The organism is Curtobacterium sp. 1544 (genome assembly GCF_040544915.1).
GTDB lineage: Bacteria > Actinomycetota > Actinomycetes > Actinomycetales > Microbacteriaceae > Curtobacterium > Curtobacterium pusillum_C.
In genome coordinates, this window is sequence record NZ_JBEPKX010000009.1 from 73563 (window position 1) to 95706 (window position 22144).

A 22144-nucleotide genomic window follows, 5' to 3' on the forward strand; every position below is an offset into this window, starting at 1 on the left:
GAACACGCCGCGCGTGGTCCGCCGAGCGGGCGGAACACGCCGTGGGAGCGCTTCGAGCGTGACGTACTTCGCCCGCTCGGGGCGGGAAGGGGGAGGAACGCGGGCGGCCTTCCAGGACGGCACCGTGTAGCTTCCGCTGCATGGCGAGCGAAGCGACGACGCTGACGGTCCCGGGGCCGGACGGCGACCGGGAGGTCCGGATCAGCAGTCCCTCGCGCGTGCTCTGGCCGGAGCCCGGGCTCACCAAGCTCGACCTCGCCGAGTACCTCGTCACCGTGGGTGGTGCCTTCGTCGCTGCGAACGGTGACCGACCGATCTCCCTGCAGCGGTTCCCGGGCGGCGTCGACGGCGAGCAGTTCTTCTCGAAGAACCCGCCGAAGGGCGCGCCCGACTACGTGCGCTCCGTGACCGTGACCTACCCGAGCGGCCGGAAGCACCCGCAGCTCGTGGTGGACGAGCCGGCCGTGGCGGTGTGGGCAGCACAGATGAACACGGTGGTGTTCCACCCGTGGGCCTCGCGTGCGGAGGACAGCGACCACCCGGACCAGCTCCGCATCGACCTGGACCCGCAGCCGGGCACGGACTTCCGCGACACGGTACCGATCGCGCACGAGCTCCGGAAGGTCCTCGACGAGGTGGGGCTGACGGCGTGGATCAAGACGAGCGGCAACCGCGGCCTGCACGTGTTCGCCCCGATCCACCCGGAGCACGAGTTCCTCGACGTGCGGCACGCGGTGATCGCGGCGGCGCGGGAGCTCGAGCGCCGGATGCCGGACCGGGTGACGACGGCGTGGTGGAAGGAGGAACGCGGGCAGCGGGTGTTCGTGGACTTCAACCAGGCGAACCGCGACCGGACGATGGCGGGCGCCTACAGTCCCCGGGCCCTGGCCCACGCAGCGGTGTCGACGCCGATCACCTGGGACGAACTCGACGACGCCGATCCCACGGCCTTCACGATCCGGACGGTCCCGGACCGGCTCCGGGCGACCGGCGATCCGTGGGAGACCATGCACGAAGCGCCCGCGAGCATCGCACCGCTGCTGGAGTGGTGGGCGCGCGACCTCGAGAACGGGGAGGGCGAGCTGCCGTTCCCGCCGGACTTCCCGAAGATGCCGGGGGAGCCTCCCCGCGTGCAGCCGTCGCGTGCGAAGAAGCCGACGGCGACGGACTAGCGGGCTACGCCGCGCTGGTCTCTTCGCCGAGGAGCTTCGGCTCGATCACCCGCGTCGTCTGCGTCGGCAGCGTGACGCTCGCCGTGTGCAGCCGCGTCAGACGTGACCAGGTCCCGCGGTGGGCGTCGCTGATGCCGTCGATGATCATGTCCCGCTCCCGTCGCTCGTGGCGGCAGGTGCCGCACCCCCAAGTTACTAGTTAGCCTAACTACTTCCATGCGTACGCGTCAATCGGACACCAGGACGTCGCGCAGGTCGTACGCCGAGGGCACCTCGAGCTGGTCGAAGCCGCACGTCCGGGCCTCGCGGTCCGGTCGCCAGCGCTCGAACTGGACGGTGTGCCGGAAGCGATCGCCCTCCATCTGGTCGTACCGCACCTCGAGCACACGTTCCGGCGCCAGCCGGACGAACGACGTGTCGCGACCCGACGAGAACCGCGACCGTTCCCCGTCACCGGTGACGGGCCTCCCGTCCGCCTCCCGGAGGACCACCGGGTCGAGCTCGTCGACCAACTCGACCCGTCGCTTGTCGGAGAAGGCGGACACGCCGCCCACCTGGCGGAGCTCGCCGTCGTCGCCGTAGAGCCCCACGAGCAGGGAGCCGACGCCGGTGCCGCTCTTGTGCACGCGGTACCCGATCGCGACGACGTCGGCAGTGCGGTGGTGCTTCACCTTGAGCATCGAGCGCTTGTTCGGTTCGTAGGGCTTCGCGCGGGGCTTCGCGACGACGCCGTCGAGGCCGGCGCCCTCGAACGTGGTGAGCCACTCGCGGGCCATGTCCACGTCGAGGGTCGTGCGCGTGACGAACAGCGGGTCGGACATCCCCGTGGCGAGTGACTCCAGCCGGTCGCGCCGCTCGTCGAACGGCAGGTCGAGCAGCTCGGAACCGTCGACGGCGAGCAGGTCGAACGCGACGAACTGCGCGGGCGTCTCGGAGCTGAGCTTCGCGATCCTCGAGGCTGCCGGGTGGATCCGCTGCGACAGGGCCTCCCAGTCGAGCCGCTCGGAACCCGGATCGCCGGAGCGCAGCACCACCTCGCCGTCGAGCACGACCGGGTGCTCCCGCCCGCCGAACTGCGCGCGGAACGCCTCGACCAGCTCGGGGAAGTACCGGGTCAGCGGCTTGGCGCCGCGGCTCCCGATCTCGACGTCGTCGCCGTCGATCGTCACGATGCCGCGGAAACCGTCCCACTTCGGCTCGTACCGCAGACCACCCTTCACGCTGTCGGGTTCGGGGACGGTGGCGACGGCCTTGGCGAGCATCGGTGCGATCTCCATGCGGCCTGTCTACTCGCGTGGGCGCGGCAGACTGCCTGGAGGCGCGGCTCGTCCTGGTCCCGCCGGTCGCGTCAGTAGGGTGGAACGCGTGACGACCGTGCCACCGCCGGCAGCGCCGGCACCGGAACCGATCAGCCCCGTGCAGGCCGCCGCGCTCCGCGACGGTGTCCTGCCTCCCGTCGAGGAGGTCCGGCCGGGCATCTGGACCCTCGCCGTGCCCTTCCGGTTCGGCGTGCCCGACGCGACGCTCGTCTACGTCGTGGAGGGCTCCGACCGATCGCTCACGCTGATCGACCCGGGGTGGGCGTCCGACGACGACCTCCAGGGGCTCGGTGACGGGTTGTCGGCGATCGGCCGGTCGCTCGACGACGTCGGCCTGGTCGTCGTGACGCACCTGCACGCGGATCACCTCGGTGCCGCTGCGGCGGTCCGCCGAGCCACCGGCGCCCGGGTCGCGATGCACGGGCTCGAGGTTCAGGCGCTGCGCCGTGAGCGCGAGGACGCGACCGCGAACGATGCCGACATCGCGACGTGGGGGCTGCCGGAGGACCTGCGCGACGGCGTGGTCGAGGCCTGGGGGAGCGGCCGCCGCATCGGACTCGGGCGGACGTCGGAGCCCTTCGCCGACCTGCTGCTCGAGGACGGCGACGTGCTGCCCGTCCCCGGGCGGACGATCCGGACGCTCTGGACCCCCGGGCACACGGCCGGGCACTGCTGCTTCGTCGACGAGGGCGACGGGCTCCTGTTCACCGGCGACCACGTGCTGCCCCGGATCAACTCCGGGATCGGGCTCGGCGGACGCACGACGACGAACCCGCTCGGCGACTACCTGGCGTCCCTCGGGCGGCTCGACCCGTACGCGGACCTCGAGGTGTGCCCGGGGCACGAGTACCGGTTCCGGGACGTCGTCGCCCGTGCGCGGACCCTCGCGAGGCACCGGGAGGAGCGGTCCCGGCACGTCGCCGAGGCGCTCGACGCGCTGTCATCGCCGACATCGGCCTCGCCGACGCTGTACGAGGTCGCGTCGCGGGTGCCGTTCAGCGGCGGGATCGAGTCGATGACGGGGTTCCTCCTCGCGAGTGCCCTGACGCAGACGGCGTTCCACGCGGCACTGCTCGGACGAGCCGGCGAGGTCCGCCCGGCCTGATCGGGGCGGCGCCTGCACGGAACCACGAATCCGACGTCGAACCAGGGCGTGGACCCGGTTCGACGTCGGATTCGTGGTTCGTCGGCGCCGACCCTCGTCAGGCGATCGTGGCGGCGAGGCGCTCCAGGGTCGTCGTCGCGTCGGCGACCTCGGCGGCGGCGTGGTCGGCGAGCGGTGCCAGGTCGGGCAGCCGGTCGGCGAGGGTCGCGCTGACCGTGACGGGGTAGAGCTTCATGCCGAGGGCGGTGCCGAGGATGAGGTGCAGCACGGGGGAGCCGTGGTCCCAGCCCTCGGTCGGGGTGCCGGCGTCGTACGTGGCACCGCGGCTGACGACGGTGACCACCGGGCGGCCGGCGAGGGGCTGGACGTCACCTGCGAGGACACCGGGGACGTGGATGCGGTCGATCCACGCCTTGAGGGTCGACGGCACGGTGTAGTTGTAGAGCGGCGCCCCGACCACGACGGCGTCGGCGGCGAGGAGTTCGTCGATGACCTCCTGCCGGAGCGCGTCGGCCTCGGGTGCCACGACCTCGTCGTCGGTGCGGTCCGCCGCTGCCCAGTGCAGTGCCGACGACTCCAGGTGGGGGAGCTGGTCGACGTGCAGGTCGCGGCGCACCACCGTGTACTCCGGACCGCGGGCGCGCCAGGCGTCGGCGAAGGCTGCGGTGAGGGCTCGCGAGCGGGAGTGTGCGAGATCGGCGGACGAGTCGATGTGCAGGAGCGTGGGCATGTGCCCACGCTACCGATCGACGGCCGCCGCATGACGGGAACGGCCCCGCCGCGCCGGTGACGGGCGGGGCGGGGCCGAGGTGGGCCTCCCGTCAGCCGCGCGGGCACGCGACTGACGGGAGGCGTCCGGGGGTCAGCGCTCGGTCTGGCGGCGACGCAGCGTGCGCGCACCGATGAGGCCGGCGCCGGCGAGGACGAGACCGAGGGCCCAGGGGAGGGCGCCCGTCGCGTCGGTACCGGTGTAGGCGAGCTGACGGCCCGAGGCGACGGGCTTCACGACCGCGACGGTCGCCGCGTTCGGCACCACGGTGACCGGGAACGTCACCGAGACGTCATCCTGCGCCACCGTGATGATGTGCGTGGAGGCGTGCGGGAACGTGATGCGGGTCGCGTACTCGTCGTCGTCCCAGGCGATCTGGTCGCTGGCGACGTTGCTGGTCACGAGGGGGCGGGGGAGGTCACCGGTCTCCGGGTCCCAATCCTGGGTCTGGTTGCCGTACTCGTCGACCGAGTAGCCCTGGATCCAGAGCGACTGCCCCTGCTTGACGGTGGGCTGGCCGCCCTCCTCGAACGTCGGGTCCTGGTCGAAGTCGGCGGGCTGGTGGATCGTGATGATCGAGCCGTCGGGCTGGATGATCCAGGAGTTCGAGTCCTTCGTGCCGTTGAAGACGTCCTCGCTGCTGGTGTCGGCGGCGACGGCCAGGACGCCGACCGCGACGCCCGGGTTCACGACGATCTCGACGTACTCGGTGGCCGTCGAGGTGCCGTTGGACGCGACGACCGTGAAGTCGTAGACGCCCGAGGAGAACGTCGTGCCGCTGAGCAGGCCGGTCTTCGTGTTGAGCTCGACGCCGTCCGGCAGGGAGTCCTCCGGGGTGCTCTCGTCCTCGGGGTCGACGTCGTCGGGGTCGGTGTAGCCGATCGCGTACGAGACGGTCCCGCTGCCCGCGCTGACGGCGAAGGAGTGCGAGTAGGCGACGCCCGCGTCCTCGGTGAGGGTGAAGGGATTCTCGGCGGTCTTGCCGTCCGCGTCGGCGAAGGCGACGTCCTCGGTGACCTTGGCGGTCGACGCGGAGGTCGGGGTGGCCGTGTCGGTGTCGGTGACCGTCAGGGTGATCACGTGGTCGACGTCGTCCGCGGTGAGCGTGTACGAGTCGTCGGTCGTGAGCACCGTGACGTCGCCGTCGCGCGTCCACGCGTAGGTGTGCGGGCCGACGTAGCCGGTGGTCTGCGCGTGCAGCGTGACGCCGACCTTCGCGGCGCCGGCGATCTTCACGGTGGCCGGTGCGGCCTGGACGGTCGGCGCGACGGTCGTCGGCGGTGCGACCTCGTTGGTCGGGGTGGTGTTGCCGCCGGTCGGTGCCGTGCTGCCGCCGTCCGTGACGGTCGTCCCACCGGTACCGCTGCCGCTGCCGGCGTCGGTCGAGCCGGTGTCGGTCCCGGACGCGCCGGTGTCCGTCCCGGTGCCGGACCCGGACGCGTCGGAGCTCGAGCCGGTGCCGGACGTGCCCGTCCCGGCGGTGCTGCCGCCGTCGGTGGCGTTCGAGTCGCCGGTGGTGCCGGTCGTGCCCTGCGGCGAGGCGTCCGACGTCGCGACGATCGGGTCCGGCTCGGCCGCGGAGGCCGCGGTGGCGGTCATCACGCCCAGACCGGTCGACAGACCGATCAACGCGACGGTGGTGCCGACGGCGCAGGCGCGTCGGACGGTGGAGGTGCTACGGCGCACGGGATCCCCCAGGTGGTCCAGGTCCGGTCGGGTGCCGGATCGTAAGAATCTGCCGAGAGTTCTCGGCCACGATCGGATCGTAGGGCCTGGCGACGGTCGACACGATCGCGGAGACCGAAATGTGACCCGGCTTGGGGGTCCGTGCGGGAACCCGAGGACGTGCGGAACCAACGGACGGACTGGAGGCTCCCCGCCGGGCACGGCCCGGCAGCCGCTGGCGCGTCTGCCGGGTACCGGCCGGCGTGGGCCCAGGTGCCAGCTGGCACCGTGCCTCCAGTCCGCTACCGGGTCGCGATCACGCGCGCCGGCGACGCAGCCGGTGCATCAGGATCCCGCCGCCCGCGGCGAGCAGGCCGAGGGCCCACGCCAACGGCGTGGTCTCGTCGGCGCCGGTGTAGGCGAGCGTGCTGCCGGTGCCGCCCGTCGTGGTCGCGACCGCGGCCGTGGCGACCGGACGGACGGCGACGACGAACGTGGTCGAGGCGCCACCCTGGGTGATGGTGAGGCGGTGGTCCGAGGCGTGCGGGAACGTCACCTTCGAGGCGTCGCCCCGGGGATCGGTGACGACCTGGTCGGACGCCACCGAGCTGGTCACCGTCGCGCCGAAGCCGGTGCCCACGGATGCCGGCGCGGTCGGGTTGCCGAACCGGTCGACGGCGAGGCCGGAGACCTCGAGCGAGCCGCCCTGCTGGACGGGGATCGACGACACGGTGCCGAGGGGCTCCCCGCCGCCGGTGAACGCGCTGATCACGCCACCGGGGGCGACCGACCAGACCGTCGCACCGGGCGTGCCGGTGTCGACGATCGCGAGGACCCCGACGGGTGCGGCCGGCAGGACGGTGAGGCGCACGTACTCCGTGGCGGTCGCGGTGCCGCGGAGGGCGACGACCTCGAAGTCGTACGTGCCCGCCGTCGTCACCGTGCTGGTGAGCACGCCGGTCTCGACGTTGACGGTGAGGTCGGTCGAGGGCGCGTCCTGGATCGCGTACGCCAGCGACCCCGTGCCGCCGGTGGTGCGGAAGGTGTGCGTGAACGTCGCGCCGGCGGTGGCGGTGAGGGCGAGCGGCTTCGCCTTCGTCGACGGCTCGGTGAAGACGACCGGCGACGGCGAGACGGTCAGCCGGACGTACTCGGTCACCTGTGTCGAGCCGCTGAGGGCGACGACCTCGAAGTCGAACGTGCCGGCGGTCGTCGGGGTACCGCTCAGCTCGCCGGTCTCGACGTTCACCGTGTAGTCCGCCGACGGGGCGTCCTGGATGGCGTACGCGACGGTGCCGTCGCCGCCCGTGGTGGTGAAGGTGTGGCTGAACGGCGTGCCGACCGTGGCGGTGAGGGCGAGCGGGGCGGCCTGGGTCGACGGCTCGGTGAACGCGAGGTCGCTGCCGTCACCCGGTGCTGCGGCCGGGGTGGCACTGTCCGAGTCCTTCGCGGCGGGGCTCGCGCTCGGCGTCGGGCTTGCGCTCGGCGTCGGGCTGGTGCTCGCCGTCGGGCTGGCGCTGGGCGTCGGCGCTGACGTCTCCGTCGTCGGGCTGGCGCTCGGCGTCGCGGTGGCCGTGGTGGTGCTCGTCGGTGTCGTCGGTTCCGTCGGCGTCGCCGCCGTCGCGGACGCGCCGACGCCGATGACCGAGCCGATGGCGGTCGCCGCCACGACGATGCCGATCGTCGCCGCGCGGCGGACGGGCGGCTTGGTGGACTGGTGCATGGTTCCCCCCTGGGAGTCCGGGTTGCGAGCGCCCGGTGGTCGTGCGCTCGTCAGTGCTGACATTACGGTTCGCGGGCCCGTTCCGGTCCCGCCGAAGATCACGGTTTCATCTCGGTACTACCCGCTCTGATCTGGGGTTTCTCACAGGATCGCGCGACGACGGACGGGAGGCGCGGGGCGGTCGTGCTCCGCGCCTCCAGTCCGTCAGGCGGTCGCCGTGACGTGCCTCAGCCGAGTCGGCGACGCAGGCGCCAGACGAGCAGGCCGGCGCCCGACGCAAGGAGGCCGAGGGCCCACGCGAGCGGGCCGGACTCGTCGGCACCGGTGTAGGCGAGGGTGCCCGACGCGGTCGACGTGTGGGTGGTCGAGACCACGGTCGTCGCCGTCGGCTGCACCTCGAAGCGGATGGTGCTCGTCACGTCCCCGTAGGCCACGGTGATCGTGTGCGGCGACGCGTGGTCGAAGGTCACCCAGGTGGCCGCGGCCTCGGGGTCGTACTCGATGCGGTCGCTGGCCACGTCACTCGTGAAGGAGAGGTCGGTGTGGTCACCGACCGGCTGCCCGTCGGCGTCCACGGCCAGGGCACGGATCTGCACCCGGTCACCCTGTCGGGCCGGGATCGCGTCGACACGCTGCGCGTCGCCGTCCGCCGGGTAGTAGGTGATCACGTCGCCCTCGACGCCCCAACGGTCACCGGACGTCTCGTCCGCGGGGAGCACCCCGACGGCGATGCCGGCGGCGGCAGCGGGGGCTTCGGAGACGCGGACCGTGAACGAGGTCGACACGCCGCCCTCGGACACCGTCAGCGTGCGGGTGCCCGGCTCCGAGAACGTCACCGTGTTCGCCGACCAGTTCGGGTCCCAGACCACGCCGTCGGACGCGGTGGTGCTCGTGACGGTCGAACGCGGGTACCCGTCGCCCGGGGTGGTGCGGTTGCCCAGCGCATCGACGGCCAGCCCCGCGAGGGTCATCGAGGAGCCGACGGTGGCGGGGACCTCCGACACCACGGTCTCACCGGTGCCGCCCGGCGTGTACTCACGGATCGTCCCGTCGGCGTCGACCTGCCAGCTGACGTCGGAGTCCGAGCTGTCGACACCGAACGTGACACCCACCGGGGCGCCGGGCTCGATGTCGACCTGGACGTACTGCTTGGCGGTCTGGTGCAGGTCGGTCGCGGTGACCAGGAACAGTGCGGGCCCGTCGATCGTGCTCTTCGGGGTGGCGCTCAGGACACCGGTCTGCTCGTTCCAGGACCAGCCGTTGACGTCGTTGGTCGGGTCGAAGTTCACCGGGGCGAAGAGGTACTCCAGCGGGCCGTCGCCGCCCTGGGCCGTGAAGGTGTGCGAGAACGGCTGGCCGGCGGTCGCGGTGAGGACGATCGGCGCGTCCTCGGTCGACGGCTCTGCCCAGGTGACCGGCGTCGATGCCTCGGGAGCGGGCTGTTCGGCGGCGGGGGTCGTCGTCCCCGGGTCCGCGGTGGGCGTGGTGGTCCCGGCCGGGGTGGGTGCCGGCGTGTCGTCCGGTGCCGCCGTCTCGGTGGTGGGTGCCGGGTCGGTGGCCGGCGCTGGGTCGGCGGGCGCGTCGTCCGGTGCGGCCTGCTGCGTGTCGGAGTCGGTGGTCGCGGTGGTCGCGGTGGCCGCGGTGGTTGCGTCCTGCGGTGCGGACGTGGTGGTGCTGCTCGGTGCGGCCGTCTCGTCGGTGGCCGCGGAGGCGGCGCTCGCCCCGATGCCGAACGCCGACGAGGCGGTGACGATCGCGATGGCCGCTCCGATCGCCGCGTTGCGGCGGAGCGTGTACTTGCAGGACTGGTTCATGGGATCCCCCTCGGATGCCTGGCTGGGACGCTCGATCAGCGTCCTCTACCCAGGGAGTGTCCGACGACGACCGGTCCTGACATGTCGGAGGTCACGGATCGGTCACGACGTCCGTACCGGCGTCACCCACCGCGGCGGCCGCGCGTTCGAGGGCGTGGCGGAGCGCGCGGACCGCGGGGGAGGACGACCCGGCCGACCGGACCACCGTGAAGATCGTCCGTCGTGGGTGCTCGGGCAGCTCGACCAGACGGCACGTCGTCGTGCGACCGGTCCACATCAGGTCGGGCATCAGGCTGACGGCGTTCCCGGACTCCACCAGGCGGATCTGCGTCTGCAGGTCGGCGGTCTCGTAGCGGACGTCCGGCTCGAAGCCCCAGCGTCGGCAGACCTGCTCGGCGAAGTGCCGCGACGCGGTCCCGCGCGGCTCCATCACCCAGGGGAGTGCTTCGGCGTCCTCGATCGACGACACCGGAGCGAGTGCGGTGTCGATCGGGGGCAGGGCCAGCCGGACGGCGTCGGTCGTGAGGTCCTCGCGGTGGAGTCCCGGCAGGTGCGGAGCCGCGTGTGCGGGGTACTGCTCCGCGATGACCACGTCGAAGTCGCGGGCCCAGGTCTCGTGCAGGGCGGTCTCCGGCTCCCGCTGCACCATCTCGATGCGGACGTCCGGGTGCTCGGTCGCCATGGCGTGCAGGGCGTTCGGCATGAGGGCGAGGGCCGCGGACTGGAACACCGCGACACGGATCCGGCCCTGCACGGTCGGCATCGTCTCCTCGACCTGCGACTGCGCCAGCTCGAGGACGTCCATCACGTGCCCGGCCGCCTGCACCAGGACCTCGGCCTGCGGGGTGAGCTGCAGCCGCCGACCGGCCTTCCGGAGCAGGGGCACGCCGGCCTCGCGCTCCAGGGCGCTGAGCTGCTGCGAGACCGCCGACGGGGTGAAGTTCACGGCCTCGGCGACCGCGGCGATCGTGCCCCGGATGGAGAGCTCACGGAGCAGGACGAGACGGCGGACATCGAGCACGCTGACACTGTAGCTCTGCTGAACGGTATTCGTCACGAACCGTTGCTTCCGCTTCAGCATGCGGCGCTCCACACTGAACCCATGACGACCCTGCACGAGCACCCCGCCACCGACCACGACGCCCTCGCGGACCAGTCCGTCGCGCTCGTGCGACAGTGGCTCGCCGAAGCCGAGACCTACCCGGTCGACGGTTCGGCGAAACAGCTCGCCGGGGTCCTCGCCGACCCGGCCGGGCTCGACTTCGCCGTGGGGTTCGTCGACGGCGTCGTCCGACCCGAGGACCTCGGCGTCGCCGCCCGCAAGCTCCGCGCCATCGCTCCCGGTGCGCCCGGCTTCCTGCCCGCAGCGCTCCGTGGACTCGTCCGCCTGGGTGGCGGGATGGCACCGGCACTGCCCGGCGTCGTCGTGCCCATCGCACGTCGGGTGCTCCGGAACATGGTCGGCCACCTCATCGTCGACGCGACCGACACCAAGCTGGGCCCGGCCATCGCCAAGATCAAGCGCGACGGCGTCCGGCTGAACGTCAACCTGCTCGGCGAGGCCGTGCTCGGCGAGGGCGAAGCAGCCCGTCGGCTCGAGGGCACGCACAAGCTCCTCGCCCGCGACGACGTCGACTACGTGTCGATCAAGGTCTCCTCGACCGTGCACCCGCACTCCCCGTGGGCGTTCGACCACGCGGTCGAGGACATCATCGAGAAGCTCCGGCCCCTCTTCCGCCGGGCCGCGTCGGCGTCCCCGGCCAAGTTCATCAACCTCGACATGGAGGAGTACAAGGACCTCGACCTCACCATCGCGGTCTTCACGAAGCTCCTCGACGAGCCGGAGTTCACCGGTCTCGAAGCCGGCATCGTGCTCCAGGCGTACCTGCCCGACGCGCTCGCCGCGATGGAGCACCTGCAGGAGTGGTCCGCCGCCCGTCGTGCCCGTGGCGGCGCCGGCATCAAGGTCCGCCTGGTGAAGGGCGCGAACCTGCCGATGGAGCAGGTCGAGGCATCGGTGCACGGCTGGCCGCTCGCCACCTGGCACACCAAGCAGGACTCCGACACCAACTACAAGCGAGTCCTCGACTGGGCGCTGACCCCGACGCGCATCGAGAACGTGCGCGTCGGCGTCGCCGGCCACAACCTGTTCGACGTCGCCCACGCCTGGCTGCTCGCAGGGGAGCGCGGCGTGCGGGACGGCATCGAGTTCGAGATGCTCCTCGGCATGGCGCAGGGGCAGGCCTCGGCCGTGCGGAACACCGTCGGCTCCCTCCTGCTCTACACGCCCGTCGTGCACCCGCAGGAGTTCGACGTCGCGATCGCGTACCTCATCCGCCGGCTCGAAGAAGGCGCATCGCAGGAGAACTTCATGTCCGCGGTGTTCTCGCTGGTGTCCTCGCCGGAGCTCTTCGCCCGTGAAGAGGAGCGCTTCCGTGCCTCCCTCGAGCCCCTCGCCACACCGGAGGGCCTCGCCGCGCCCGCGTCCCACCGTGTCGCCGACCGCTACGCGGCCGTCGGTCGCCCCGGAGTCGGACACTTCCAGAACACCCCGGACACCGACCCGTCGGTGGCGTCCTTCCGCGAGTGGGGAGCAGCGATCACCGGGCGCGTCGCGACGTCCTCCCTGGGCGTCGCGGCCGTCCGGGAGGCACGGGTCGACTCCGCCCCGTCGCTCGACTCGGCCCTCACTCGCGTCCGGGACGCCGGTGCCGTCTGGGGGACCTGGTCCGGTGCCGCGCGCGGCAGGGTGCTCCACGCCGTCGGCGAGGCGCTCGAGGCGAACCGCGCAGCCCTCGTCGAGGTGATGGCGTCCGAGACCGGCAAGACCATCGACCAGGCCGACCCCGAGGTGTCCGAGGCGATCGACTTCGCGCACTTCTACGGCTCGCTCGCCGAGTCGCTCGACGACGTCGACGGCGCCTCCTTCACCCCGGCCGCCCTGACCCTCGTCGCGCCGCCGTGGAACTTCCCCGTCGCGATCCCCGCCGGGTCGACCCTCGCCGCGCTCGCTGCCGGGTCCGCCGTCGTGCTCAAGCCGGCGCCCCCGGCCGAGCGCTGCGGGGCCGTCCTCGCGTCGATCATCGAGACCGCGCTCGACGCCATGGGTGCACCGGCGGACGTGCTGGCGTTCCTGCAGGTGTCCGAGAACGACCTCGGGCAGCAGCTCGTCGCGTCGCCGCTCGTCGACCGGGTCATCCTGACCGGGGCGTACGAGACCGCCGAGCTGTTCCGCTCGTTCCGTCCCGACCTGCCGCTGCTCGCCGAGACCTCGGGCAAGAACGCGATCATCGTGACGCCCTCGGCGGACCTGGACCTCGCGGTGAAGGACGTCGTCGCCTCGGCATTCGGTCACGCCGGGCAGAAGTGCTCCGCGGCGTCGCTCGTCGTGCTCGTCGGTTCCGTCGCCACGTCGCGTCGCTTCCGGTCGCAGCTCGTCGACGCCGTGTCGTCGCTCACCGTCGGGTACCCGACCGACCCCACCACGCAGATGGGACCGGTCATCGAGCCCGCCGCCGGCAAGCTGCTCGACGGCCTCACGAAGCTCGGTGCGGGGGAGTCGTGGGCCGTGCAGCCGCGGAAGCTCGACGACTCCGGCAAGCTCTGGAGCCCCGGTGTCCGCCAGGGCGTCCGTCGTGGTTCGGCGTTCCACCGCACGGAGTACTTCGGTCCGATCCTCGGCGTCATGACGGCGAAGACCCTCGACGAGGCGATCGACATCGTCAACGAGGTCGACTACGGCCTGACCTCGGGACTCCACTCGCTCGACGCCGCCGAGATCGGCACCTGGCTGTCGCGCATCGAGGCGGGCAACCTCTACGTCAACCGTGGCATCACCGGCGCGATCGTCCGCCGCCAGCCGTTCGGTGGTTGGAAGAAGTCGGCCGTCGGTGCCGGGACGAAGGCCGGTGGGCTGAACTACCTGCTCGGGCTCGGGTCGTGGACCCCTGCGCCGGCTGCGTCCGGCTCGTCTCCGTCCGCTCCGGTGTCGGCGTTCGTGCGCGCTGCGGGTGAGGCGTCGCCGTCGCTCGACCGGGCTGTCGCCTCGGACCAGCGCGCGTGGGACTCCCTGTTCGGCACCGCCACCGACGTCTCGGCCCTGACCGCGGAGCGGAACATCGCGCGGTACCTGCCGTTCCCGGCAGTGCACGTGCGGCTGGCCTCCCCGGCTTCGGCCGCCGAGGACGCGCTCGCTGATCTCGTCCGGGTCATCGCGGCCTCCGTCCGTGCCGGGACCACGATCGACGTCTCGACCGCGTCGACGCTGCCGTCCGCGGTCGTGTCGGCCGTGCGGGCGCTGCCGAACGTCCGATCGCTCACGCAGTCCCACTCCGACCCGGCGTTCGCTTCGGCGGTCGCGAGCGGGCCGTCGACGCGGGTCCGGCTGATCGGCGGGGACGTCTCGGCGCTGTACTCGGCCGTCGGCGGTCGTCCGGACGTCGCCGTGTACGGGGAGCCCGTGACCGAAGCCGGTCGGCTCGAGATCCTGCCGTTCGTCCGCGAGCAGGCGGTGTCGATCACGGCGCACCGGTTCGGGACGCCGAACCACCTGACGGACGCGCTGATCTAGGTCGGGCGCGGCGGCGGCGCGGCTCGCTGTCCGGTCGCCGCACGGGTGCGGGCAGTGGTCAGGTGCGGAGCGTTGCGTCGAACGGGTGCCGGACCCTGCCGGCCACTTCCCAGAGGAGCACTCCCCGTGACCGAACCGTTCGCCCGACCCACCGCCCTTGCCCACGTCCGCGTGACCGTGACCGACATCCACCGCAGCAAGGCGTTCTACCAGCAGCTGCTCGGGACCGATCCGGCCATCGACTTCAGCGACCAGGTCGACGAGCCCGGCGTCCTGGAGGACCGCGAGCGCTTCTACGGCGGCAGCGTCTTCCAGCTCGGCGACCAGGTGTTCGGCCTGCGGCCGGTCGCTCCCGCGGGTCAGCGGTTCAACCCGGACACGGTCGGACTCGACCACGTGAGCTTCGTCGTCGGGTCGGTCGACGAGTTGCACCAGGCTGCCGCCCGACTCGATGCCGCCGGCGTGGAGCACGGCGAGGTGACCGACCTCGGCGACGCGGGCATGGTCATCCTGTCGGTGCAGGACCCCGACGACATCAACCTCGAGCTGGCGGCGCTCAAGGCGTAGCCGCGCGCCCGAAGCCGCTTCCGCATCGCGCCCTCTCACGAACATCGCGCCCCGGAGTAACGGGGCGCGATGTGCGCTGCGGGGCGCAACTCGGCCGACGGCTGCGGAGGGCGGCGGATCGGGGGCGGGTCAGTCGGCAGAGACCTCGGCGGGTGCCGTCATCGTCGCGGTGACGAGCTCGCGGAGAGAGTCCGGCAGCGGCATGGGCCGGCGGGCGCCTGCGCGGTCGATGATGACGTGCGCGAACTCGCCCGTCGCGAGCAGGACGCCGTCCGACTGGCGGAACAACCCGAACTCCCACGACAGGCTCGTGTTCCCGAGGTGCTTCGAGCGCATCCCGACCTCGATGACGTCCGGCCACACCGCTGACTCGACGAACCGGCAGCTCGACGACACGAGCACCGCGATCCACTCGGACGAGAAGGGGTCGAGCCCGGCTTCCTCGCGGAACCAGTAGGTGGACGCGTTGTCCATCGCGCTGTAGTAGATCGTGTTGTTCAGGTGCCCGAACATGTCGTTGTCGTTCCACCGTGTGGGGTAGACGCGGACGAACGGGTAGTCGGCGATGGTCATCGGTCTCCTGTCGTGACAAGGGGCATGGTGGTGGGACGGAGGACGTACTCGAACGTCGCCCGAGCCCGTGCGGGGTCTGGCGTCTCGCCGGAGATGAGGTCGGCGTACGTGAAGGACTCGGAGATCCGGACGAGCAGCCGGGCGAGTTCTTCGGCGGACAGCGGCGTCGGGTCGAACACGCCGGCGACGCGTTCCCGGTCGACGAGCTCGGTGACCCGGCCGACGAACCGGTTCTGCACATCGCTCTCGGTCGTGGTCAGCAGACGGAGTGCCCGTGCCGGCTCGCGGGTGAGGAACGCCCGGAAGTAGGGGGCTTCGATCAGGTCCGCCGTGAAGCGGTCGAGCACGTCGACGATGCGCGCGGCACCGGACGGGGCGGCCGCGGCGGCAGCCGCGTCGAACGTCGGGACGGCGAGCGACCAGAGGATCTCGGACAGCAACCGGTCACGGTTGCCCACCCACCGGAACAGGGACGTGCGGTCCACGCCGAGCGAGGTGGCCAAGGCACCCATGTCGATCCGGGACCCGGCGATGAAGGTGTGGCGTGCCTCCCGGAACGCGCGCAGCGCTGAATCCGATGTGTACACGCGATCCTCCCTTGCAACGTTTCCGAGAATGATGCACGATCAGTGTATGTCACTGACGACGGCCACCCCCGCGATCCTCGAGTCCGACTTCTACCGGTTCCAGGAGGGGCTGACCGACCAGGAGCGCGAGTCACTCGGACGGCTGCGCACGTACCTCGAGTCCGAGGTGCGCCCGATCGCGGACGAGTACTGGGCGCGTGCTGAGTTCCCGATGCAGGTCATCAAGCCGCTGTCGGAGCTCGGCATGTACGGCGCGGGCGTTCCGTTGGTGCGGCACTTCGAGAACTCGGCGGTGTACCGCGGGTGGGCGGCGCTCGAACTCGGCCGGGTGGACGCCAGCGTCGCGACGTTCATCGGCGTCCAGTCCGGCCTCGCCATGAACTCGATCGCGGTGGCCGGCAGCGACGAGCAGCAGCAGGAGTGGCTGCCGCGCATGGCCTCCGGTGAGATCGTCGGTGCCTTCGGTCTGACCGAGCCCCTCTCCGGCAGTGACTCGGCCAGGGGTCTCCGGACGACTGCTCGGCGAGACGGCGACACCTGGGTCCTCGACGGCGAGAAGCGCTGGATCGGCAACGCCACGTTCGCGGACGTCGTCGTCATCTGGGCGAAGGACGTCGCCGACGACCAGGTGAAGGGCTTCCTCGTCACGACGGACACCCCGGGGTTCACCGCGACGAAGATCGAGGACAAGATCGCTCTGCGCGGGGTGCAGAACGCCGACATCGTGATGACCGGCGTCCGGGTACCCGAGTCGCGGCGCCTCCAGCGGGCGGACTCCTTCCGCGCGACGGCCGAGGTGCTCCGCCTGACCCGGACCGAGGTGGCGTGGCAGGCGATCGGCATCGCGGTCGGTGCCTACGAGGCGGCGCTCGACTACGCCCGCACCCGCATCCAGTTCGGCAAGCCGATCGCCGCGCACCAGATGGTGCAGGACCTGCTCGTGAAGTCGCTCGCGAACATCACGGCGTCGATCGCGCTGTGCACGCAGGCCTCTGCGATGCAGGACGCGGGGACCGGTGGCGACGAGCACTCGGCGATGGCGAAGGCGTTCGCGACCGCGAAGATGCGCGAGACCGTGGGATGGTGCCGCGAGGTGCAGGGCGGCAACGGCATCGTGCTCGACAAGGGTGTCGCGCGGTTCTTCGCGGACGCCGAGGCGATCTACTCGTACGAGGGCACGCGCGAGGTGAACACCCTCATCGTCGGCCGCGCGATCACCGGCCAGGCCGCGTTCGTGTAGGTCGGACCGGGCCAACGCAGGCCGACCCGGGCGGACCCGGAACGACAAGACCGACGTCGTACGACGTCGGTCTTGTCGTTCCGGGTCGGATCGGCCCGGCGCCCTACCCGAGCAGCTCCGGCCGCTCCCACTCGCCGCCGCGCACGTGCTGCTCGAGGAACGCGAACACCGTCTCGTACCAGACCACCGCGTGCTGCGGCTTGAGCACCCAGTGGTTCTCGTCGGGGAAGTACAGGAACCGGTGCGGCATCGTCCCGTCCGGCGAGGCGTGATGCTCGGCCAGCTCGGACCACAGCCGGAGGCCCTCGCCGATCGGCACGCGGTAGTCCTTGTCGCCGTGGATGACGAGCATCGGTGAGGTGATGTCCGCCACGAACCGGTGCGGGTCGTTCTCGTGCAGTCCGTCGGCGTCGAAGATCGACTGCCAGTACTGCGACATGTCCGTGGTGCCGTTGAACTGGTCGAGCGCCCACAGGCTGGCGTGAGTGACGATGGCTCGGAAGCGGTCGGTGTGCCCGGCGACCCAGTTCGCCATGAAGCCGCCGAAGGACCCGCCGAGCGCAGCCGTCCGGGTCTCGTCGATGTCGTCGCGCGCCTCGACCGCGTCGGTGATCGCCATCAGGTCCGTGTACGGCGCCTGACCCCAGGCGTTCCACCCCCGGTTGATGAAGTCGAGCCCGTACCCGGTGGACAGTGCGGGGTCCGGCAGGAGCACCGCGTACCCGCGCGCCGCGGCGAGCTGCGGGTTCCACCGCCAGGACCACTGGTTCCACGAGTTCAGCGGGCCGCCGTGGATCCAGAGCAGCAGCGGGTGCGGCCCGTCGCCGGCGTCGGACGGCGGCAGGACGAGCCAGCCGCGCACGCGGGAGCCGTCGGCGGCTGTGGTCTCGACCTCCTCCAGGCGGCCGGGGACGTCGGGGAGCGCAGCGGGCGTCGCGAGCGGCGTCACCGTCCCGTCGGTCGCGATCTGCACGGGGTGCAGCGGGGCCGCCCAGGAGGCACGGAGCGCCACCACCGCGCCGCTCGCGTCCGCCACACGCAGGCTCGAGTACGCCCAGTCGTCGTGGGTCAGCTGCTCGATGGCGCCGCCGTCCAGGGGCAGCCGGAACACCGGCGCGCGACCGTCCTGGTCCGCCGTCGCCAGGAGCGCACCGTCGCCGTGCGCGAAGACCAGCTCGTTCGGCCAGCGGTCCCAGTCGGTGGCGATGCGTCGTGCACCGGACACCGTGGTGCCGTCGAGGTCGGCAACCCAGATCTCCTGCTGCGTCGCACCCTGCGGCGTGAAGCGCGGCGTCCGCACCCACGCCAGGGTCCGCCCGTCGTGACTGAGGGTGGGTGTCTCGTGGTCGACGGCGTCATCGCTGCACAGCACCGTGCTCTGGCCGCTCGCGACGTCGAAGGCGACGATCGTCGATCGCGAACCACGGGCCTCCTGGACGGCGACCGTCGCGACGACCACCGAGCCGTCGGGCGCGACCACCCCGTCGACGTGTTCGAGGGACCGAGCGGGTGCCGGCGTGAGGTCGGTGAGTACGGGGAGGTGGGCCGGGTAATCGGAGGCGTCGGACGCGCCCGACTCGGTCGGCGTCTCGTGCAGAGCCGGCTCCTGCAGCGTCGCGAGGTCGAGGGTCAGGACGTGCGTCTCGTCGGGGCCGAGGTCGTGGTCCCAGAACCGCACCGGGTACGTCTCGTGCAGGATCGCCTGCACCTTCCGGTCCTTCCGCCGCCCGCGCAGTTCGGCGTCGGCAGCGACCACGCCCGTGCGGTCGGTGCCGGCTCCGGGCAACAGTCCGGCCGTGATCGCGACGGTGTCGGCCGCCGACGCGGCGCCGAGCACTCCGCCCACCCCGCCCGCGAGCTTCGTGACCGGTCGGGCCTCGCCACCGGTGGCGGGCAGGAGCCAGAGCTGCGGGGCGTCGCTGTCCTTGTCGCCTTCACCGTCGGGACGCCCGGAGACGAAGAGCAGGTCACCGGAGCGGGTGAAGGAGACCCCGCCCTCGCCCTTCGTCGAACGCGTCAACCGGACCGGGGCAGAGTCGGAGTCCGACGACGGGCCAGGAACCGCCCAGATCGACCGCCGGTACCCGGTGCCGTCGGCGTCGAGCACACTGACGGTGAGCGCGACGCGGGAGCCGTCCGGGCTCACTGCGATTCCGTCCACGCGGGGGAGGGCGGTGTACTGGTCGAGGTCCGAGAACGGCGTCGTCATGCCCCCACGCTATCGGCGCGACCCGACACCGCGACGGTCACGACGCCGACCTGTGGACAAGTGCCCGTGCGGATCACGCCCAGAACGCCGCGATCCCCTCGGCGACCGCGCTGCCCTGGGTCCGCCCGGCGTCGGCGGACGGCGCCTGCGTGCTGAGGGACAGCGAGTTCGTGCCGAATGCCTGCTGCGCGGTGCTGTCCGCCACGACGACCTCGACCGAGCTGCCGGCGGCGCGGAGCCCTTCGACCGCGACGTCGAGCCACGGCCCGAGCGGCGACGGACCCTCGGGACCGCAGGCGACGACGAGGACGCGCTCGTACCCAGCGGCGACGTCCACGTTCGTCGCCGAGCGGAGACCGCCGTCGATGTAGGGGCGTCCCTCGATCCCGACCGGCGACCACACGAGGGGCACGGAGCAACTCGCCGCGACGGCCCGGGGGAGCGGGATCCCGTCGGCGGCGGTGACCACGCGGAAGGTGCCGTCCGTCGCGTCGATGGTCGTCAGGGCGAGCGGCTTCGCGGGCCACTCCGTCGCGGGCAGGGTCTCGGTGAACGTGGCGACGCGCTCGTCGTCGGTCTGCCCGGTCGTGGTCTGCTGCGCGAGGAGGCCGAGGCGTGCGCGGGCGTCCTGGTCGGAGGTCGCGCCCTCGAGGACGGCGCCGATGCGCTGCTGGAAGTCCTCGCCGTCGATGGCGACGGGTTCCTCGTAGGTGGTGGGGACGGGGGCGTGCTGCTGGTCGTACGCCTGCTGGACCCCGCCGTACCGGACGAACGTGCCGACGACGCTGCCGGCACTCGTCCCGACCACGAGGTCGGCCGCGTCGAGGTCGACCCCGGCGTCCTGGAGCGCGGTGAGCACCCCGAGTTCCCAGGCGATGCCGGCGACGCCGCCACCCCCGAGGACGAGTGCTCTGGTTCCGGGTGCGGGCGTCGAGACGTCGGTCATGGGTCCTGCTTACCAGGCTGCGGTGTCGCCGTGGTGGCGACCGGCGACGGACAGGGCCCACGCCGCCGGTTCCGGCCCGCCGCGCCAGCGGCGGGCCGGCCGTGCCGGTGGGGAGAGGCGCGTGGCGGCGCCGCCACGGGCCTCCAGTCCGTCTGGTGGGTGCGCTGGGTCAGACGCCCGCGGTCGAACGGATCCAGCTGGCGGACTGGGCGAGGACGGCGTAGTTCGACCCGGCGTGCGTGTTCGCGCCCGGGTCGGCCACGTCACCCGTGGAGCAGACGCCGACGACCTTGCCGTTCACGACGAGCGCGCCGCCGGAGTCGCCGTGGTTCGAGGCTCCCGAGACCCCGGTGACGTGCTGGGCGAGGCCGCCGTACGCGTCGGTCGAGCTGCCGGTGAGGTTCACGCTGGCCTGGTAGAGCCCGGTCGTCGGGACGCTGTTCGCGCGGTTGCCGTACCCGAGGACCGTCCCCGTACCGGTGGACTTCGGGCTGAACCCGAGGTCGAGCTGCGCGTACGAGGACAGGGTCTTCGGCGTCCGCAGGTGCACGAGCGCGATGTCGCCGGACGGCGCCGAGTAGAGCCGGTCGGCGGCCGTCGCGATGCCCCGGTTCGTGGTGCTGTTCGAGTGGTACACGTTCATGGCGGTGGTGCCGTCGACGCAGTGCTCGGCGGTGAGCACCCACGAGGCGTTGAGCTGTTCGCCGGTGCACCCGAAGGTGTCGGTGCCGCCCTGCTGGAAGACGAGCTGCACCTCCCACGGGGTGCTCGGTGCGGGTTCGCCGCCGATGACCTGCGGGGACGCCGTGGCGGCGTTCGCGGAGGTGGCGCCGAGGGCGCCGCCGAGCAGGGTGAGGGCTGCCGTCGCGGTGAAGGCGAGGGCCTTGAGGTTCTGTCGCTGCTTCATGGACAGATCGTGCGCGCCCCCTGTACGGGGGTCAAGTCAGCGTTGCGGAGGACAACACACGTCACCCTGTGGACAACTCCGTCCGCGTCGGTGGCGCCGCCTACCGTCGAGGCATGGGGCAGGAACAGGAACGACGCCGGACACGTGCCGGGCGCATCGGCGCGGTGGTGTGGCCGATCGTGGTGGCCGCTGCGCCCACCGCGGCGTTCCAGCTGCCGAACCTCGTCGCGACGTCGGCGGTTCGGGTGTCGCTCGTCGTGTTCGGGCTCGTCGTCCTCGTCGCCGCGGTGCTCGTGCAGGTGGTGCGGGCCCGCCGTGCCGAGGCGTCACGGATCGCCGCCGCAGACGACTCCGCGGCCGTCGAGCTCGAACAGGGCACCGCGGTCCGGTACGCGTTCGGGCAGCTCGCCACGCGGCTCGTCCGGTTCACCGAACTGCGGCGACGTGACCGTCGGAGCGAACTCCCGGCGTTCGCCGACCGGGTCGCAGTGGCCCTCGCCTTCTACCTGCTCCCGAGGGTCCCGGACGTCCGCGCCAACGTGTACCAGCTCTCGGCGGACCTGGGCGCGCTCGAACCGATCGGGCACGGCGGAGCGGGCGACACCGCCGGGGTCTTCCGCGCGGGGACGCCGTACGGGGACCGCAACCTCGAGTGGGTGCTCGTCGGCGGCGCACCGCGGATCGTCGGGGACCGTGCGGCGGACGTCGACGTCGACCAGGACCTGCCGGGATTCGAACCGCGGTACCGGTCGTACGTCTCCGTCGTCATCCGGTCGCACGAGTACTCGTTCGGCATGCTCACCGTCGACTCGCCGGCCCCTGATGCGTTCACCGATCTCGATGCGAAGACCGTCGCGGTGGTCGCCGCGTTCATGGCGGTGGCGTTCTCCCTCACCTACTCGTCCCCGGAACGGGACCGCGACTCTCGGAAAGGCCCGTGATGCTCACACGATTTGTCGGACGCTCGACGTACGATCC

General features: G+C 72.0%; 18 protein-coding genes. 6 read left to right on the forward strand and 12 right to left on the reverse strand.

Translation table 11 applies throughout. The features are described from left to right. The first annotated feature begins 140 nt into the window (after nt 1–140). The gene (gene ligD, locus ABIC61_RS07715) at nt 141–1172 is read left to right on the forward strand and encodes a non-homologous end-joining DNA ligase (protein WP_354029441.1); all 1032 of its coding nucleotides are present in this window, start codon (nt 141–143) and stop codon (nt 1170–1172) included. A 4-nt stretch (nt 1173–1176) separates the two neighbouring features. On the opposite strand, the gene ABIC61_RS07720 is transcribed toward ligD, so the two are convergent. Continuing rightward, complete coding sequence (locus ABIC61_RS07720; protein ID WP_158521929.1) at nt 1177–1320, reverse strand: hypothetical protein; 144 nt, start codon at nt 1318–1320, stop codon at nt 1177–1179. 79 nt (nt 1321–1399) lie between these two features. Beyond that, the gene (locus ABIC61_RS07725) at nt 1400–2449 is read right to left on the reverse strand and encodes an ATP-dependent DNA ligase (protein WP_354029442.1); all 1050 of its coding nucleotides are present in this window, start codon (nt 2447–2449) and stop codon (nt 1400–1402) included. 88 nt (nt 2450–2537) lie between these two features. On the opposite strand from ABIC61_RS07725, the gene ABIC61_RS07730 reads away from it, so the two are divergent. After that, nucleotides 2538–3596, forward strand: coding sequence for an MBL fold metallo-hydrolase (locus tag ABIC61_RS07730; protein WP_354029443.1), 1059 nt, complete (start codon nt 2538–2540; stop codon nt 3594–3596). Nucleotides 3597–3693: 97 nt separating this feature from the next. On the opposite strand, the gene ABIC61_RS07735 is transcribed toward ABIC61_RS07730, so the two are convergent. The 5 genes from ABIC61_RS07735 to ABIC61_RS07755 all read right to left on the reverse strand — a co-directional run bounded on the left by ABIC61_RS07735 (nt 3694) and on the right by ABIC61_RS07755 (nt 10588). Next, a complete protein-coding gene (locus ABIC61_RS07735; RefSeq protein ID WP_354029444.1) occupies nt 3694–4326 on the reverse strand; it encodes an FMN-dependent NADH-azoreductase in 633 nt (210 codons plus the stop codon). A 132-nt stretch (nt 4327–4458) separates the two neighbouring features. Beyond that, nucleotides 4459–6051 carry a putative Ig domain-containing protein gene (locus tag ABIC61_RS07740; protein ID WP_354029445.1) on the reverse strand — a complete coding sequence of 531 codons (1593 nt, stop codon included), beginning with the start codon at nt 6049–6051 and terminating at the stop codon, nt 4459–4461. A gap of 295 nt (nt 6052–6346) precedes the next feature. Next, nucleotides 6347–7753, reverse strand: coding sequence for a hypothetical protein (locus tag ABIC61_RS07745; protein WP_354029446.1), 1407 nt, complete (start codon nt 7751–7753; stop codon nt 6347–6349). A 227-nt stretch (nt 7754–7980) separates the two neighbouring features. Then, entirely contained in the window at nt 7981–9567 is a 1587-nt protein-coding gene (locus ABIC61_RS07750; protein WP_354029447.1) for a hypothetical protein, read from the reverse strand. Between the two features lie 91 nt (nt 9568–9658). Then, entirely contained in the window at nt 9659–10588 is a 930-nt protein-coding gene (locus tag ABIC61_RS07755; RefSeq protein ID WP_354029448.1) for a LysR family transcriptional regulator, read from the reverse strand. 81 nt (nt 10589–10669) lie between these two features. Here ABIC61_RS07755 and ABIC61_RS07760 point away from each other — a divergent pair, with 81 nt between their 5' ends. Together ABIC61_RS07760 and ABIC61_RS07765 are read left to right on the forward strand one after the other, a co-directional pair. Continuing rightward, nucleotides 10670–14137 carry a proline dehydrogenase family protein gene (locus ABIC61_RS07760; RefSeq protein WP_354029449.1) on the forward strand — a complete coding sequence of 1156 codons (3468 nt, stop codon included), beginning with the start codon at nt 10670–10672 and terminating at the stop codon, nt 14135–14137. Between the two features lie 126 nt (nt 14138–14263). Beyond that, nucleotides 14264–14704 (forward strand): VOC family protein, encoded by a 441-nt coding sequence (locus ABIC61_RS07765; protein WP_354029450.1) that lies wholly within the window; start codon nt 14264–14266, stop codon nt 14702–14704. A 129-nt stretch (nt 14705–14833) separates the two neighbouring features. On the opposite strand, the gene ABIC61_RS07770 is transcribed toward ABIC61_RS07765, so the two are convergent. Together ABIC61_RS07770 and ABIC61_RS07775 are read right to left on the reverse strand one after the other, a co-directional pair. Then, complete coding sequence (locus tag ABIC61_RS07770) at nt 14834–15277, reverse strand: acyl-CoA thioesterase (protein ID WP_354029451.1); 444 nt, start codon at nt 15275–15277, stop codon at nt 14834–14836. After that, complete coding sequence (locus ABIC61_RS07775) at nt 15274–15864, reverse strand: QsdR family transcriptional regulator (RefSeq protein ID WP_354029452.1); 591 nt, start codon at nt 15862–15864, stop codon at nt 15274–15276. Before ABIC61_RS07775 ends, ABIC61_RS07770 begins: the two co-directional genes overlap by 4 nt. Nucleotides 15865–15910: 46 nt before the next feature. On the opposite strand from ABIC61_RS07775, the gene ABIC61_RS07780 reads away from it, so the two are divergent. After that, nucleotides 15911–17104, forward strand: a complete 1194-nt coding sequence (locus ABIC61_RS07780; protein ID WP_354029453.1) for an acyl-CoA dehydrogenase family protein — start codon at nt 15911–15913, stop codon at nt 17102–17104. Between the two features lie 103 nt (nt 17105–17207). On the opposite strand, the gene ABIC61_RS07785 is transcribed toward ABIC61_RS07780, so the two are convergent. From ABIC61_RS07785 to ABIC61_RS07795, 3 genes are all read right to left on the reverse strand, one after another. Then, nucleotides 17208–19313, reverse strand: a complete 2106-nt coding sequence (locus ABIC61_RS07785) for a S9 family peptidase (protein ID WP_354029454.1) — start codon at nt 19311–19313, stop codon at nt 17208–17210. A 73-nt stretch (nt 19314–19386) separates the two neighbouring features. Further along, on the reverse strand, nt 19387–20259 hold the full coding sequence (locus ABIC61_RS07790; protein WP_354029455.1) for a patatin-like phospholipase family protein: 873 nt from the start codon (nt 20257–20259) through the stop codon (nt 19387–19389). Between the two features lie 169 nt (nt 20260–20428). Further along, on the reverse strand, nt 20429–21166 hold the full coding sequence (locus ABIC61_RS07795; protein ID WP_354029456.1) for a S1 family peptidase: 738 nt from the start codon (nt 21164–21166) through the stop codon (nt 20429–20431). A 113-nt stretch (nt 21167–21279) separates the two neighbouring features. Between ABIC61_RS07795 and ABIC61_RS07800 the strand changes: the two genes are divergently transcribed. Next, the gene (locus tag ABIC61_RS07800) at nt 21280–22107 is read left to right on the forward strand and encodes a GAF domain-containing protein (protein WP_354029457.1); all 828 of its coding nucleotides are present in this window, start codon (nt 21280–21282) and stop codon (nt 22105–22107) included. Nucleotides 22108–22144 lie beyond the last annotated feature (37 nt).